Here is an 18,903-nt window from a genome sequence, read left to right on the forward strand (position 1 = left end):
AATCTTCTTTTTTATTTCTTTTTAATAAATTAAACTCTCTCAAATTAGTTAAAGTTTTTAACAAAATAAATAATAATTATTAAACAAAAAGTATAATATAATAAAAATTCGAAAAAAATAAAGAAAAAAGGTTAAGGATTATGGTATTTGAAAAAAAATATGAAAAAAAAAATAATAAATTACAGTGAAAACTTAATGATAAACAAATGTACAAATTCAAGAAAACTAATAAGTGGAATTTGAAAAAGTTACTAAAAAAATCAAATAATATACTCTTTCTTACTATAATAATTAACTCAAGTTGAAAACATCTAATCATTTCTAAATAGAATCAGAATCATATCTAGAAGATAAAATTGAAAAAAATATCAAAAAATAATATTAAATCCTATAAAATAAAATACATTTTTTTTATCTCTTAACAACCGACCTTCTTTTTTTCTTATTATATAAATTAAAAAAAAATTATATGTTAATTTTTTATCTAAAAAAAATTGAATAATAACTTAAAAATAAATAATTTAATCAAAAAAAAAATACAATAAAAAAAAATGGAAAAAATCCAATTACTTTTTTTTATAGACAACTCAAGAAAAGAAAAAACTATTTTTTTTATATAGATAAAAAAAAGGGGTTTAAAAATAGCATGGTATTAAAAAAATTATATGAAAAAATATTAAATTCAAGCAATAGTTTTAAATTCTACAAAAAGCAGTATAAAAAACTTAAATTAGAAAATACGAATATATGGAAAGACATAAGACATAAAGATAAAGTAATCAAAGATAAAGATAACCAACTTAAAATAAAAACTGATCAAATCAACATATTAAAAAAAGAAATAGAATTATTCAAATCAGAAAACAAACTTTTATTATCAGAAAATGAACAACTACAACAATATAAATATGACATGCAAAAACTAATGGATAAATCTGAAAACATAAAAAATCAATACATGCAAACATATAAAAACTTAACTGATCAAATTGAAACTCTTACTTCAAAATCAAATAAAATACTTTCATATGTAGAATTTAGTCAAGTTGAATCATCAAATAATTTTGATGAATTAATATCAAATCTTGAAAAAAATATGAAAATAAAAAAAGAAATGGAATTATTCAAATCAGAAAACAAACTTTTATTATCAGAAAATGAACAACTACAACAATATAAATATGACATGCAAAAACTAATGGATAAATCTGAAAACATAAAAAATCAATACATGCAAACATATAAAAACTTAACTGATCAAATTGAAACTCTTACTTCAAAATCAAATAAAATACTTTCATATGTAGAATTTAGTCAAGTTGAATCATCAAATAATTTTGATGAATTAATATCAAATCTTGAAGATAATATGAAAATAAAAAATGATGAAAATCATGAAATTCAAAAACATTTAGAAATAGAACAACAAGAAGAATGAAAAAAGGGGAATTAATATAGAATAATCCGGTTTAAAAAGAAAGATGAGAATTTAGTTATTCTAGAAAAAAAATAAAATAAAAGATACTCTGAGGTTTGTACTAATGAATAAAATAAAAGAAGAAGAATATATGAATACTACTCAAAATTCAAAACAGTTATTAAAAAATTCTAAATTCTTTGAAATAGGATTTTATAAAAAACAAAATCCACACTTAAAAAATACAAATTTTACTGATGATGAAATAATAGAATATTATCTTAAACATAATAAAGATGAACAATTTCCAACAAGTAAATACTTTGATGTAAAATGGTACATGAAACATAATCCAAATGTTAAAAAAATAGATGTGGATCCATTAATTCATTTTCTAAAAATTGGATGTGATGAACAAAGACTCTATCGTTATACAACAGTAAATTTCAAAGCACTAAATTTACCAGATGAATTAAATCTTTATAAAATGTATAAAACAATATATCATTCAGAACTTTTTGATATTGATTATTACTTATCTAACAATGGTGAATTTGATCTTGAAGGATATGATCCAATTATTCATTATATTTTAATAGGAGCAAAATGTGGATATAATCCTAGTCGTAAATTTAATACAAATAAGTACCTTGAAAATCAGAATCATGATAAAATTATAACAAATCCTTTATATCATTACATTACATATCGGAAAGATATTCTAGATAAAAGCTTTAATGAAATATATACAAAGCAGTTTAATAAACATAATCATCTGTTAACTCCAACAACAAAAGATATACTAGCACATCTTAAAAGAAAAATTTCAATTATTATTCCAATCTATAATGCATATGAGGAAACTTGTGAATGTATCTGTAGTGTTCTTCTTAATACTCATCTTGATTATGAACTTATTCTTATTAATGATGCAAGTAGTGATAAACGTATAAAAACACTTCTTGATAAACTAGAAGATATTGAAAATGTTAAAGTTATACATAATTTAGAAAATCAGGGCTTTGTAAAAAATGTAAATACTGGAATGAAAATTGCAGATAATAATGATGTAGTTCTTCTAAATAGTGATACAATAGTTACACCACGATGGCTTACAAAACTTGTAACTGCAGCATATAGTGATCCTACAGTTGCAACAGTAACACCATTATCTAATTCATCAGATATAAGTGCAAAAAATTTAGGAATAAATAAAGATCAACTAGCATTAAATAAAAAAGCATATCAATTATCAAAAACTGACTATGATAGTTACTTTGAAAGTCCAACAGGTAATGGATATTGTCTTTTTATTAAAAGAGGAGCATTAAATAAGTTAGGACTGTTTGATCCAATATTTAAACGTGGATATGGAGAAGAAACAGATTTCACATCAAAAGCACGTGAAGAAGGATGGAAAAATCTTCGCATACTTGATACATTCATATATCATAGAAGTCATGCATCATTTAAAGAAGAAACAAACCAATTAAAAGAAGAAAATAAGAAAATAAATATGGAACGTCATCCAGATGTATTTAAACTATGGGATGAATTTGTAAAAGATCCAAAACTTAATAAGATTCTAAAAAAAGCTGAAGCAATACAATCATCTGACATATCAGAACGTATATTATATGTAACACAACAAGATAAAGAAGGTAATCCTGAAGTAACACCAGAATTCTATGAAATAGCACAAAAATATGATACACATATACTTACACTAGAAGAAGATGAAATATCACTTTTCATATATGATGGAATATTTGAATTTAAAAAGATATACTCAAAAAAACTAGTAGATAAAACAGATGATGAAATAAAAACATTCTACTTTAACTTTATAACATCACTCAGATATGATTTATTCTACATAAGACAAGTTAATCATTATATTAGTTGTCTTTATGTTAAAATGGCAGAATTTGTTAAATTTGCAACACTACTTGAAATACCAGTAGTATATGAAGGAAACTACTATTATAACAACATAATTGATACAATTCATGAAAAACTAAACCCACTACAAACACTTGATGATATAATAGATGATCAAAAAAATCGTTTCAGCTTTAAAGATAAAAAAGTAGTAATCTACACAGCAATAACAGGAAACTATGATACACTTCAAACACCATCTGTTATAGATGATGAGTTTGACTATGTATGCTTTACAGATAATTCTGATATAAAATCAGACTTCTGGGATGTACGTCTAATAGAAGATAATGATGATGAACTTGATAGTATACGAAAAGCACGAAAATACAAAATACTACCTCATAAATATCTTAGTGAATATGATTATAGTATATGGGTTGATGGATGCTTTGACATAATAGCAGATATACGAAAATATGTACAAAAATATTCAAAAAATCATAAATTACTTGTAATAACACATGATGTACGTGATTGTATTTATGATGAAGCAATAGCATGTATTAATGCAGATCATGATCTAGCTGAAACTATAAACACACAAATTGAAAAATATGAACAAGAAAACTTTCCAAAACACAATGGTTTAATTGCAAGTGGAATATTATTCCGTGATCATCATGACCCTGATGTTATAAAATTAATGAATGACTGGTTTAATGAAGTAAAAAATCATAGCAGACGTGACCAGCTAAGCTTTAACTATGTATGCTGGAAAAACAACTTCCAATATGATATGAGTGATATTTACTATTTTAGAAACCAATATTTCTTCAGAGCAGATCATTCAGATCATGTTGATCGGATTCATCAAATTAAATATCCTAAAACAACTAAAGATGAGATACTAGAAAATCTTCAAAAATCTACAACAATTGCTATTCCAATATATAATGCATATGAAGATACATTAAAATGTATCAAATCTGTAATAAAACATACAAAAATACCATATGAACTACTGCTAATTGATGATGCAAGTAGTGATAAACGTATAAATCCAATGCTAGAAGAATTTAGCAGTAAATATGATAATATTCATCTTATAACAAATTCAAAAAATCAAGGATTTGTAAAAAATGTAAATAAAGCATTTAAATATTCAGAAAATGATATATTACTACTTAATAGTGACACTATAGTAACATCAGGATGGCTTTCTAAAATAAAAACAACAGCATATACAGATCCTTCTATTGGAACAGTAACACCATTATCAAATAATAGTGGAGCATTCTCTGTACCAATACTAAATAAGGTAAATCTTATAGATGATAATATTGGACTTAATAAAACAGCAAATATTATTGAAAAACTTAATAGTAAAACAATTAATACACCTACAGCAAATGATTTTTGTATGTATATTAAACGTCCTGTTATTGATGAAGTTGGTCTTTTTGATGTGGGATTTAAACGTGGATATGGAGAGGAAAATGATTTTTCAATGCGTTTAATAGATAAAGGATGGAAAAACGTAATTGATACAACAACTTATATTTATCATAATGAAAGTGCATCATTTGGTAGTGAAAAACAAAAACTAGTTGAAGAAAATAGAAAATACCTTACAATAAAACATCCAGAATATAAAAAACTGATAACACAATTTATCAATGATTCTGACTATGAACAAGTACGAAGTAATATAGCAGATGCATTAAATGATGAACATATAATTAAAAATACTAAAGAAAGACTCATGTATGTAACAGATGATGAGGATGATTTAATTAATGAAATATTAAACTTCACTCAACATGTATCATCTGAATATAATATATATCTTTTAACAGCATCAAAAGAAACATTAAAAATATATAAATTTAATCCAAATACAAATGATGATGATAATATAAGTATTGATAGAAATCTTACACAAATCATGCAATGGAATATAGATACAACATCTGATGAAGATCTATATGACTCTGAATTTGAACTAATATACTTTAACCTATTAAAACAATTAAACATTGATAAAATACACATACAAGATATGAATAATCATACCTTTGATTTACCAAAAGTTGCTCATATAATGGGAATTGATGTAATATTATCACTTAATGACTACTACTATATTAATCAGACATACAACATAGATAATGATACAATAAATATAACAGAAAATACAGATACATGGCAAAATAATGTATCACAAATGCTTAAAAATTGCTCAAAAATTATCACAAAATCAAAAACACTAAATGAATCATATAAAAACACATATCCAGAACTTAAAGATAAATTATTTAATATAATCGATGAAAAACAAGAGATACAAACTATTAAAGATATAAAAGATGATAAAAACAGACAAAATTTAATACCAGATAATAAACAAGTATATCAAAATAAGCCAATTACTAAAAAACAAATACAAAAAGCTACACCAGATCCAAATCTTCAAATTGCAGATAATTATATTCAAGCTTATAATGATGATGGTAAAAAAAATATATTACTTATAGAACCAATGATTAACAATGAAATAACACTTATGTCATCACAACTAATGAGTATGATTTTAGATGATTATAACTTTTATATTCTCATATCTGATGATGACAATCTAATCTTATATACTTATGATGAATTACATCCTGATCTTATAGAAGATAAGTCAAACTTAAAATTTATGGAAAACTTCAAATTACTAGAAAAGTGAAACATTAATAATAATGGTCAACTAAAAGATATCTATAATGAAATACTCAGTGAATATAAGATAGATACAACACATATCATACAATTAAAAGATCACCTATTAACATTAAATGACATCATAGATGTTAAAGATAATAATGTGATAATTTCTATATATGATGAGTATTACCTTAACTTAGATTATGAATTGTATGATGTATTTAAAAATGTATCACGTATAATATTTAATACAGATGAAATACATGATAAATACATGGATATTTATGGAGAATTTAAAGATAAAACATGGATATTTAAACAAGAACGACTACTCCAAGCACCATCTGAACTTAGATCTGATATTAATTTAAAACATGATAGACCAAGAATATTAATATGGGATGATATCATAGAAAATAAAGACTATGAATTCATACGTGAACTTAAAAGTTATGATGTAGATGATACTTTTGATTTTTACTTTATAGGTAAAATTTCAGATGAATATAATATGGAAGAATTAGGATTTGTTTATGAAACAAATAAATATGATGAAATTACATTAGTTGAAAAAATTAATCCACACTTTATTGGTATGTATACAAAAGAAGTTCAACCAACACTACATTCACTTTATCGTGCATGGGATCTTGGAATTCCTGTCTTTAGAATTTATAATGGACGTGTTGCAAATAAAATTAAATCAAAAGGTGGAGGTTTAATACTAGATGAAGATCCTAAAGTAGCATATGATAGAATGCAACAAATTTTCATGAAAAATGTTGGACTATATGAACTAACTAGGAAGGAAATTCTAGATATTGATTTTTCACCAATTAATAAGGATAATATAATGTGGGAAGTTAAAAGTAAGTATTTAACTTTTTATGAAAACAATATTTTAATGGTAATACATAAAGGATCTGGAGGAACATACAATACATCATTTGATATTATGCAATATGCAGGTAGTAAGTATAATTTTTACTTCTTAATTAATGATGTAAATTATGTGTATCTTCTTAAGTTTAATTATGATCGTGACTTTAATGACTATACATTCACAAGGGAAGATTTTAAAGACTACTTTGAATTACTTGAAACATGGCATTTGTCTACTTCATTTAGTTTTACACCAGAAAATTTAGATGAGTATGAAAAGTTGTATGAATATGTAATTAAAAAATATAATATTAATCTCATTCATATACAACATTTACTTTTTAGTCATAGAATTCCACAAGTTGCACATAATCTTGGATTAAAAATAATTTTATCACTACATGACTTCTATTATATATGTCCAGCATATAACTTGGTTGATAATAATCTTAATTTCTGTGGAGGTAAATGTACACCTACTGAGAATATATGTGAAGATCAATGTACTATTGGAAAATCAGAAATTGAATATCCAATACTACGTATCTTTAATGATTCATGGAAAAAACAAAACCGTGAAATATTTAAGTACTGTGATCATATTATAGCACCATCAAAATCAACACGTGATATATATGTTGATAATTATCCAGAACTTGAAGATAGAATTGATGTGATAGGGCATGGATATGATTATATTACAGATGAAAAGATAGATCTTCCAGAATTATGTGATGATAAACCAATACGCATACTTATTCCTGGTCATCTTTCAATAGTAAAAGGTATTAATTATATTCTTAAACTTAAAAGTTATGATAAAGATAATCGTCTAGAACTACACTTTATGGGTAATGCTCCTGAAGATATTGATTTATCAGAAATTGGAGTTGTTCATGGTATATATGAAAGATTTGAATTTAGAAGTCTTGTTGAGGAAATTAATCCACACTTTATTGGAATTTTCTCAATATGTCCTGAAACATTTTGTTATACTTTGAGTGAATCATGGTATTATGGTGTTCCTGTGATATGTATGAATATAGGTGCACTTAAAGAACGAGTAGGTGAAAATGGTGGAGGATTAATAATACCAGAAGATCCAAAAGAGGCTTATGATACTATTTTAGAGTTTTGTCAAGATAATGCTAAGTATAATAAGCTTAAAGGGGAAGTTTTAGATATTGATATTAAAGATAGAAAAACCATGGTATCAGAATATATTAATATTTATGATGAACAACTAAATGATGAATAAATAAGGTTATATTCAATAACTTTTAAATCATCTTTTTAGAATTATCTTCTTTTTTTTTAAATTCTTTTTTTTATAAAATCTTAAGATATTAATACTTAAAAGAACAACTCTACACTTACAATAAAACTCAACAAAATACGATAACAACTACAACAATTAATATAGAATATCAACAATAAATCTTAACTTAATAAAATATAAAAAAAAATCTACAATATGAACAATTGATAGTAACATGTGAAACAACAATTTTACAATTCAAAAAGAATAATAAGCATATTAACAATAGAAAATTAGAAACTAATTTAAATACTTATTCAATAATATAACCTCCTTATTTTTATTTAAACTTATTTTCAATGATATTTTAAAAGATATAATTAGTATTCTAACTAAGAAAGGGGGGGGGGGGAAATTTATTTTGTATACTTTGAGTGTGTATATTTTCTTATTTTTTAATTAAAGTATTTTAATATATTAATATTGGTAGATTCTAAGTTAACTATTCAAATTATGTTTAGTTTTAATTAAATTTCCTTAATTTTATTAAAAAAATTGGAAGTTCGATTATATAATATTTTAATTATTTAATTGGAGGAAAATGATTTTTTATGAATAAGAATGGTAAATTTTTATTCCTAATATTAACATTACTTTTATTATTTATATCAGTAGGAACAATTAGTGCAACAGATGTAGATAATACAACAGTATCAGATGATATGACATTGAATACTCCGAGTGATGTGGTATTAGAAAAAGTAATAACAAAAGCTTCAAAACAACAAAATACTGAAGTAGCTATTGTGAATAAAAATAAAACACAAAAACAAATAAAAACTGATAAACAAACTAAAAAAAACAGTAGAAACAATACAAACAGCTAACAATTATGAAACTCTTAAAACTGCTTGGAATAACATCCAAACAGATGGGGATGACACAACAGAATACACCATAAATGTAAAAAATGGAAATTACACATTCACAGAAGAACTAAAATCAGATAATACTTCAAAAACAAAATATATAACTCTGAAAGGTGAAGATGTAGATAAAACAATATTTAATGGTGAAAATAAGACAAGATTATTTAATTTCAATAATTTAAATCAGATAATAAAAATTAGTAAAATCACTTTTATAAATGGATTTAGTGATTCAAATGGGGGAGCACTATGCTCAAATGCAACATTAAATATTACAGATACTAAATTTATAAATAATTCTATAAAAAGTAATATAATGTCTATAAGTGGAGGAGCAGTAGATTGTAGTAATAACTTAATAATTTTCAATTCAAGTTTTATTAATAATTCAGCATGTCTTACAACTGCAGAGTATAATGGTAAATATTTAGATTCATTTGGAGGAGCTTTATCTTTTAATCAACATACATATGATAAGAGAATATATATGAATATGAGTTATTGTGAATTTATTAATAATTCAAATACTAATATGTCCCTTAGAGGTGGAGCAATATATGTTGGAAATAATGCAACATATGCTAATATAAGTTATTGTGAATTTACAAATAACTTCGTTTCAGATAAAATAGGTACTGATATTTATTTTGAATTTAGTTCAAATCCAGAAATAACAAATTGTATATTTAATTCACCATATGGTGAAAGTTTAACTAAATATCCAGTATCTTCTTCAAATTTTTATCTAAGAAAACCAAATACAGATTTAACACTCTTTGTTAATGATAAACTTCCAACACAAATGTTTAATCAAAACACAGATAATATCACAATAAAACTCTATAAAAAAGATAAATATTATTATTACTCAGATATTTCAGATATTGTTCTAGGAAGAAATAAAACATTTACAATTAAATCATCAAGTAATCTATTAAATACAACAGGTATTGTTCTTTCACCTGAAAATAATTATGGTACTATTATAGATATAAGTAATCTTCCAGCAAAACATGAAGATATAAAACTTTATATTGAAGATTTTGAAGTAGCAAATATTGTATCTAATTATACAAATATTAAACTTGATAATATTACAGCAAAACCAGGAGAAACAATCCAAATAATAGCTAAAATAACATCAAATAACAATGAATTAATTCAAGATGGACGTGTAGCATTTAAACTTAATGGATGTACAATAGGTCATACAAATATTAAATTTGGAGTAGCAAAACTTAATTATACGATACCAGATAATTATTCAGCAAAAGACTATAAATTATCAATGGTTTATGGTGGAAATAAATACTTCATGAAAGATACATCTTATGCAAATATACATTTAAATAAAATAGCAACAACCACAGATGTGAAAACTATAATTGATGAAAATACTCTTAAAATAACTGTAAACCCAGTAGATGAAAATAATAATACAGTAAAGTGGAAAAATCTGTGTAAAAATTGAAGGAAAAACATTACAAAATCTAAAAATAACAGGAAAAACCACAGTAAACTTTACAATACCTAAATCATGGAATAATCGTGAAATTAAAGTATTAGCAATATATGGTGAAAATAATAATCATAAAGAAAGTAGAATGGAAATTAAAACAAAATTAGTACTACCAAATACAAAAACAACTAAAAAAGATAATACAATAAATAACTACTATGTATCAGATCAAAGTGGATCAGATATAAATACAGGATCACAAAGTAGTCCCTTTAAAACAATTCAAAAGGCAATAAATACTGTAAATACAAACAAACAATCAGCTAATATTTACCTTGATGGTAATTTTAAAGGACTTGGAAATACTAATTTAACTGTACCAGGAGATCTTCATATAAACTTTATTGGAGTTGGAAATTCAAGTATAGATGGAGAAGTAAACTATACAATGGGTGGAGATGGTTATTACTGGGGTTCAGGTAAAATATGGGAACCATATGAAGGAACAGGTAACTGGGGTATGAACATCACACATGGTAATGGTCTTATAACAATATCTAACTTTACAATTAAAAATACATGGAATCCAGGACCAAGTAGTATTACAGGATATAATACATCAGCAGTAAATAATTATGGAAATCTTGAAGTAAATAATGTAACATTCTACTATAATTTTGGTGGAGTAGGAGCAAGTTTAAGAAATCAAAATGGAGCAACTCTTAAAGTTACAAATAGTCTATTTGAAGCAAATAGAAAATCAAGTAGTACTGGAAATACAGGAGTTGGTGTATATAATAATGGAACATGTATTATAATTAATTCAACATTCCAGAAAAACTATGCACGTTGGGGAAGTGTAACAAATGATAATAATCTAACTGTGATTAACTCAACATTCCGTGATAATATAGGATATGATGGAGCAAGTACATATAAAGCAGGAACTGGAATAGCAATAAATACAGGTAGACATAACTTTGCTGATGTATATGATGTATTTAATATTCAAACAGTAATTGATGGATGTACCTTTATTAATAATGATCAAGCAGATATTCATTTTGATGAAAGTACTCTTAATATAACTAACTCTAAATTTAGTAAATCAACAGGTATTTTTTCAATGCATAAAGAGAAATCATATGTATATAATAATAAAACATTTAATGTTATAAACATTGTGAATAATACATTTGAATCTCCAATACCTTCAACAATAACTGTAAGTTTATCTACTGGTAGTAGTAAATATATGTTATATTTATATGGTCCATATACATATCATATTGAAAATAACACAGGATCTAAACTGTCATGTCAAGCAATAGAATCAAATATGAATGATTCAGTTATAAAAAATAATACATTTGATGATTCATTAATAATATTAGGAAATAATAACATAATTTGTGATAATAAAATCACAACAAAACAAATGTATGCTATAAATATATCTGATACATCAAAAAATAATAATATAACAAATAACTACTTAAAAAGTTCATTATTTGAAGGAGATGGAGCAGTACCATATACAAGTTCAATTAATACAGTTATAAATAACACACCAAAATCATCATTAATATTAATAAATAATGAAAACTTCTATAAATATTTTAATGATGATGGAGAACTTCGCCTAGAATATACAGATATAGAAAAAGTATCACTTATTGATACATTAAACAATAAAGATATTATAATAAACCAAGACTTAACAATAACACAACAATCAACCAATATAGTATCATGTAATATAACAATCACTACAAGACCAAACACAGTAGTAGAAATTACAGGATTAAAAGTTAAAAATACAAATAACAGACCAATAGTAATTCTAAATTCAGACAATAATATAATAACAAAGTCAAACTTTACAACAAACAATACAAATACAGTAGTAATTAATAATACAAAATTAAATAATATATCAAACAACTACTTAATAGCTGATATACTTGTTGGAGATGAATCAGTAACATCAGTAAATGAAAACATGATCACATCAAATACACCATTATATCAAAACTGTATAATATCAGATGAAACATATAATCAATACTTTAACAATGATGGAACAATCAAAACATTAGATGATCGTGAAATATACATATTAATAGGAGATTTAAATAATAAAACACTTATATTAAACAATAACAGAACAATACAGATAACTAATTATCATACAATTGTACCTCATAATATTACAATAAAAACAGAAAATAATACAAAAATTAATATGCAAAATATAACAATAGAAAATACAAACAATAAAGCAATACTTGAAATAAGATCACAGGATAATACAATAGAAAACACAAATCTCATATCAAATAATAATATAATACTAGTTGAAAATGCAACAAACTTTAAACTAAGTGCAAATAATTTAAAAACAAACTGTACAAATAGTGTAAAAACAATTATAATAAGAAATTCAACTGTATTAATAATAGATAATAATATTACAACAATTGGATGTGCAAATGAAAATATAGAAAATACAACAATAGCTATAGATTCATATGATTCAAAACTTCATATAGAACATAATAATATATTAACATCCTATAGTACTATAAATGGGGTAAATAATATTATATATTCAATAAACATGATAAATCCTGAAGGTTCATTAAAAACTAATGAAATAACTAGAAATACTATTATTACAACAGGAAGTAATAAAGCATATAGTATAAATTATGTAAATCAAAAAGGATATATTTCATATTCTAATATAACAACAAATGCAAAATCAAATATAGCACTTAATATAATTTCATCAACAATTACAGGTTCAATAAATTATATGAGAATATTATCCTCAACTTCTAATTCAACAGGAATAGTAATAGATTCATGTGAAAATATTGTATTAGATAGAAATATGATTAATTTAGTTGGAGAAAATGTAAAAGGTATTATTGTAGTTAATGTTTCAAATATAAATATAACAGATAGTAATATTACACTAGAAGGAACAAATTCTGTTGCTATAAACTTAATGAATGTAAATCAATCAGAATTATCATCTAATAAAATAATATCACGTACAACAAGTGATGTAACACCAATATTACTAAATAATACAAATGAAAACTATATTACAGCAAATTCAGTATCATCAACAAGTACTTACAGTATAAAAACAATTAATACAACAAATAGTATAATTTACTTAAATCAATTATATGCATCCACACTTGGTGATGAATCAATAGAAATACAAAATATCAATAATATTAAAATTATTGAAAACACACCAGAGCAATCATTTAAAAATCTTATACTAACAGATAAAACATATAATAATTTCTTTGATGAAAATGGACATCTACGTGATGAAGTACCATATGGAGTATCAATTGAACTAAGAGGAGTAATATATAATAAAATACTAAATATAACAAGACCAATTAATATTATTGGAACATACATGTCTGGATTTAAAAATACAACAATATTCATAGATGCAAAAGCAAAAAATACAAACATAACAAATATGAACCTAGAAGGATATGAAAACACAAAACTCATAGTAAATGCAAATAACTGTAACATTAACATACCATTAGTAAATGTGGAAAATATAATAGAAGATACAACACTAATAACAATAAATGGAAACTACAATAATATAACAATAGAGAATATAACATCAAAAAATACAAATACAAACCCAGTAAATCTAATTGCAATACACATAAAAGGATATAAAAATAATATAAATATCACAGAAATAAAATTACAAAACTATACAAAATCAAGTGGAATAATACTAAGTAACTCAAATAACAATGAAATAGAACTAAATAAAATAACATCAACTAATCATATATTATTAAATAACTCAAATAATAATTATGTTAAATTCATAGAATTAAATAACGATGCAACTCATCAATGTATAGCATTACATCTTGTTAATTCATCAAACAATATAATATCAGCAGATCAAATTAAATTTACAACGCCAGTTGATGGAAATAAAGCAGTATTAGTTGAAAATAATTCAAACTACAATAAATTCTTTAAAATAAATCTAGGAGCATATACATATCTTAACATACCAATTTCAATTCTAAATTCAAGTTATAATCTTATAACAGGAGGAAACCTGGTATGTAAAGGAAAAATTTATCCAATGGAAATTATAGATGGAATTGAAAATTCAGTAAAAAATAATAAAATATCATCAGATATAATAAGTGCAAATAAAGCAGTATACCAAGAATCTACAATATATGAAACAGTAGATAATCCAGTATATGAAAACATGAATGGAACTAGTATTATTCCAGTAATAATACAATTAAATGTTTCATCAGAAGTAAAAATTCATGAAACAATAACAATACAAGTTAGAATAACAGTAGGTGCAATTACAAAAGGAAATGTTACATTTTATATAAATGGAGAAGCAATAGGAACATCAAAAATAGTATCAAAAAGAGCATCAATAAACTATACAGTAACAGGACAAGAAGGAGATAAACTCTATATCGAAGCTATAGTAATAGATGAAGCAAACAAAAATGTTCCAACTAAATACTTAAGATTCATAAATCCAACCATTATAAAACTAGATAGTAACATAATACTACCAAATGTTGTATCAGAAAATGGTAAAACAACATTTACAGCTCTAATACGTGATGAAGAAGGAAACATACAAACTACTGGTAAAGTTGCATTTAAACTCAATGGAAAAACATATGGTGTGGTAAATATAGAAAATGGTATTGCACAATTAACAGTTGATTCATCAAAACTATCAGCTAAAAACTATACAATAACAGCAGTATATGGTGGAAATACTATGACTGAAAAATCAACACAAAATGCAACACTTACAATCACAAAAAGTACACCAAAAATACAAATGCCAACAACCACTAAAAGAACAAATAATACACAAATTACAATAAATCTAACAGATGAAAATGGAAATAAAATTAACTCAAATCAGAAAGTATGCATAAAATTCAATGGATGTACAATCATAAATACAAAAGCAGAAAATGGAACAGTAAAAGTAAATCTAGATTTAACACAATATAGAAATAGTCAATATGATTTCACTGTTGTATGTGGTGAAAATAGTCTATATAATACAAGTAGATTAACTAGTACTTTAATAATAGAATAGAATTATTTAATTAATTCTTTACTTAACCTCCTTCATCTTTTTTTTTTATGAAATTATTTTTTTATAGCAGTATTTAACTCTTTTTTTTATAGTGTTTCTCAATTTTATTCCTTATTTTATTAATTAATTTTTTTCTAAAAAACTCTTAATTAATTGTAAAATAGGATATTTAATACTTAATTCATTAACTTTGGATATATGACAATATGGTGCAAACTTAAAGAAATGTACTATATTATAAAATTAGTAATTTAAGGAAAATTAGTGTTTAAATTAAAGGTGGTTAAAAAAAGGTGGGGAGTGGGTTGGTTAGTTCTATATTTTTTTTTCTATTTTTTTTTAGAAGAGGTCGTCTTCGTCTTCTTCTTGATCAGGTCTATCGTTGATTTTGAGTGTTGATTTTACGTCCATACTTAGTGCATCACAGTCTGCTTTGATTGCTTCTAGGTGTTTTAGTATTCTTTCTTTTTCTTCGTTTATACGTGTGATGTTTGTGTATGGGTATGTGGATTCTTTTAGCATTTCGTATTCTACTGTACTGTATGGGTATTTGTTAAGTTCACGACATACATTTTCAAGTACATCTCCGAGGAATTTGTTCATTTCAACTTTTACTCTTTCTCTGATCATTTTGTCATCATCGAGGTGTTGTTTCATAAGACGAATAACTTCTGCTTTTGCGAATGGTAATTTTTCATCTTCTTCTTCTGTTTGTTCATCGATTAGTTCTATGTCCATTTCTAGTTCTTCTGTTTCTGGGAAATCTTCGTTGTTTGTTATTTTTTCATCTATTTCGATTTTGTTGTTATCTTCCATTTTATTCATTTTCTCCTTATAAAATTTTTACAGTGATGACTATTTATTTTAATACTCATTTGTGTTTTCTTATATTATATTTATGTTGTTTTTATTTTATAAAGATATTGTATTTATAATATTTTCCTTTAATATTTTATATAGTATTCACATGTTTTTCTATTATTATAGGTTGAATCTTTAATTTTAATGAAAGATTTATATTTGAATAATATTATGTTATGTCAAGTCCCATGTCTAATGATGTTGCACTGTTTGTTATAAATCCACTTGATATTACATCAATGTCAAGCTTTGCATACTCTTCTATATTATCTGGTCTTATTCCTCCACTAGCTTCTATTATTACTTCATCACGTACATACCGTTTTTTAAGTTCTTCTGTTACTTCTGATATTTGAGTAGGTGTCATGTTATCAAGCATTATTATGTCAGCTCCAAAGAGTGCTGCTTTTATTGCATCATCAAGTGTTTCAACTTCTATTTCAATTTTTTTTGTGAAACTTACATTTTCTTGTGCTTTTTGTAGTGCTTCAATTACTCCTCCAACAATTTCAATATGATTATCTTTTATTAAGACACAATCATCTAGTTTGAATCTATGACTATCAGCACCTCCAATTTCTACTGCTTTTTTTTCATATTTTTGAAGTCCTGGTGTGGTTTTTCGGGTTGCTGCAACTTTTATGTTTGGATTACTTTTATGTACACGTTGTACTGTTTGATGTACTAATGTTGCTATTCCACTTAGATGCATCAGGTAATTTAGAATGGTACGTTCTGTCATTAGTATGTCTTTTGCTGAACCTTCATATTCAAGTATTACATCTCCTTTATGTACCTCATCTCCATCTATGTAACTACTTGAGATACTAAGATTAAAATAGTCTATTATGTAGTGTGCTATTTCTATTCCTGCTAGTATTCCATCTTCTTTACATATTATTTCAGCTTGTGCCCATTTATTATCATCTATAAGGCTGTTTGTTGTTATATCTTCAAATCCTATGTCATCATATATGTTTTGTATTATTGTTTCATCACTAAATATGGTCATGTTATCTTTTTCCCAAAATATGTTTTTTTTAGAGTCGTTTGTTTATTATTTTTATTTGTTTTATCTATTATTATATTATACGAAAATTGAATGTATTATTAGTTATATAAATTTTAAATAAACATTAAAAAATTTTTTATAAATAATATTTTTTTGGGGAGTTGTTTTATTTTTGATTGAATTAACATTTTTAGGAACAGCATCAGCTATTCCAACACGTGATCGTAATCATACATCTATTGTTATTAAAGTTTCAGATCGTATGATTTTATTTGATTGTGGAGAAGCTACACAAAAACAGATAATGAAAGCAGAAATTAGTCCAATGAAGATAGATGATATTTATATAACACACCTTCATGGAGATCATATATTAGGTCTTCCAGGTATTATACAATCATTAGCATTTCGTGGACGAACACGTCCATTAAACATATATGGACCTAAACCAATAGCACAACTAATAGAAAATATTAAACATTTTGGATATTCTACTATAGGTTATGATATTATAGTACATGAAATTACATCTGATGAATGTATATTATATGAACAAAAGGATTTTAGAATTTATGCAAAACGAATGAAACACACAGTACCTGATTATGCATATAAAATTGAAGAAATCAGACAACCAAAATTCTTACGTGAAAAAGCTATAGAACTTGGAATAAAACCAGGATCTTTATTTGGAAAACTACAAGATGGTCAGTCTATAACACTTGATGATGGAACAATTATTACACCAGATATGGTTACAGGACCACCTCGTGAAGGTGTAAAACTAGTATTTAGTGGAGATACAATACCAACAGATGAGATGATAGACTTTGCAGATGGTGTTGATGTACTAATTCATGAAGCAACATTTACAAAAGATATGCGTGATAAAGCATTAGAAAATGGACATACAGTAGCATATGATGCAGCAAGTATTGCAAAAAAGGCTAATGTAGAACAACTAATACTCACACACCTATCTAATCGTTTTACAGATTCAAAACCACTTGAAGATGAAGCACAAGAAGTATTTGAAAATTCAACATATGCTAATGATTTTATGATGGTAAGTATTGAAAATAAAAAACCAGTAAATATTAAAAGATAAAAAATTAAACCAATTTTTAAGAAATCATAATAATTACTGTTAAATAATGTAATACTTTATAAGCATAAAAAAACAAATACTAGAAAACAAGAAAAGCAAAAAAAAATATAGAAAAAAAATGTTTTTCCAAAAATACAAAATTTTATAAAAAAATGTAAATTATCTAGAAAGGCTAATGGAAAAACATTTAGAAATCAAATTATAAGAAAAAAATAAATTAACATAA

9 protein-coding genes are annotated in these 18,903 nt (G+C 24.7%); 7 read left to right on the forward strand and 2 right to left on the reverse strand.

All coding sequences use genetic code 11. The features are described 5' to 3' along the window. Positions 1 to 646: 646 nt before the first annotated feature. The 6 genes from MSCUN_RS07270 (at position 647) to MSCUN_RS07295 (ending at position 15,696) form a co-directional block, all read left to right on the forward strand. The gene (locus tag MSCUN_RS07270; RefSeq protein ID WP_095608227.1) at positions 647 to 1,438 is read left to right on the forward strand and encodes a coiled-coil domain-containing protein; all 792 of its coding nucleotides are present in this window, start codon (positions 647 to 649) and stop codon (positions 1,436 to 1,438) included. Positions 1,439 to 1,541: 103 nt separating this feature from the next. After that, a complete protein-coding gene (locus MSCUN_RS07275; RefSeq protein ID WP_095608228.1) occupies positions 1,542 to 6,032 on the forward strand; it encodes a glycosyltransferase in 4,491 nt (1,496 codons plus the stop codon). A gap of 138 nt (positions 6,033 to 6,170) precedes the next feature. Beyond that, a complete protein-coding gene (locus MSCUN_RS07280; protein WP_109583036.1) occupies positions 6,171 to 8,150 on the forward strand; it encodes a glycosyltransferase in 1,980 nt (659 codons plus the stop codon). Positions 8,151 to 8,761: 611 nt separating this feature from the next. Then, positions 8,762 to 9,037 (forward strand): hypothetical protein, encoded by a 276-nt coding sequence (locus tag MSCUN_RS07285; protein WP_095608230.1) that lies wholly within the window; start codon positions 8,762 to 8,764, stop codon positions 9,035 to 9,037. A 358-nt stretch (positions 9,038 to 9,395) separates the two neighbouring features. Then, positions 9,396 to 10,550, forward strand: coding sequence for a hypothetical protein (locus MSCUN_RS07290; protein WP_095608231.1), 1,155 nt, complete (start codon positions 9,396 to 9,398; stop codon positions 10,548 to 10,550). Positions 10,551 to 10,683: 133 nt separating this feature from the next. Next, positions 10,684 to 15,696: an Ig-like domain-containing protein gene (locus MSCUN_RS07295; RefSeq protein WP_095608232.1), complete on the forward strand. Its 5,013-nt coding sequence runs from the start codon at positions 10,684 to 10,686 to the stop codon at positions 15,694 to 15,696. Between the two features lie 339 nt (positions 15,697 to 16,035). Here MSCUN_RS07295 and MSCUN_RS07300 read toward each other — a convergent pair whose 3' ends face one another. Both MSCUN_RS07300 and nadC read right to left on the reverse strand, forming a co-directional pair. Next, positions 16,036 to 16,434, reverse strand: coding sequence for a hypothetical protein (locus tag MSCUN_RS07300; RefSeq protein WP_095608254.1), 399 nt, complete (start codon positions 16,432 to 16,434; stop codon positions 16,036 to 16,038). Positions 16,435 to 16,726: 292 nt separating this feature from the next. After that, positions 16,727 to 17,569: a carboxylating nicotinate-nucleotide diphosphorylase gene (gene nadC / locus MSCUN_RS07305; RefSeq protein WP_095608233.1), complete on the reverse strand. Its 843-nt coding sequence runs from the start codon at positions 17,567 to 17,569 to the stop codon at positions 16,727 to 16,729. 175 nt (positions 17,570 to 17,744) lie between these two features. Here nadC and rnz point away from each other — a divergent pair, with 175 nt between their 5' ends. Continuing rightward, a complete protein-coding gene (rnz, locus tag MSCUN_RS07310) occupies positions 17,745 to 18,677 on the forward strand; it encodes a ribonuclease Z (RefSeq protein ID WP_095608255.1) in 933 nt (310 codons plus the stop codon). Positions 18,678 to 18,903 lie beyond the last annotated feature (226 nt).

The organism is Methanosphaera cuniculi, assembly GCF_003149675.1.
Lineage (GTDB): Archaea > Methanobacteriota > Methanobacteria > Methanobacteriales > Methanobacteriaceae > Methanosphaera > Methanosphaera cuniculi.

Bases quoted from the DNA above. Each gene is read 5' to 3' on its own strand.
- MSCUN_RS07270 (WP_095608227.1), top strand. From the start codon at position 647: ATGGTATTAAAAAAATTATATGAAAAAATATTAAATTCAAGCAATAGT.
- MSCUN_RS07275 (WP_095608228.1), top strand. From the start codon at position 1,542: ATGAATAAAATAAAAGAAGAAGAATATATGAATACTACTCAAAATTCA.
- MSCUN_RS07285 (WP_095608230.1), top strand. From the start codon at position 8,762: ATGAATAAGAATGGTAAATTTTTATTCCTAATATTAACATTACTTTTA.
- MSCUN_RS07290 (WP_095608231.1), top strand. From the start codon at position 9,396: ATGTCTATAAGTGGAGGAGCAGTAGATTGTAGTAATAACTTAATAATT.
- MSCUN_RS07295 (WP_095608232.1), top strand. From the start codon at position 10,684: ATGGAAATTAAAACAAAATTAGTACTACCAAATACAAAAACAACTAAA.
- MSCUN_RS07300 (WP_095608254.1), bottom strand. From the start codon at position 16,434: ATGGACATAGAACTAATCGATGAACAAACAGAAGAAGAAGATGAAAAA.
- nadC (WP_095608233.1), bottom strand. From the start codon at position 17,569: ATGACCATATTTAGTGATGAAACAATAATACAAAACATATATGATGAC.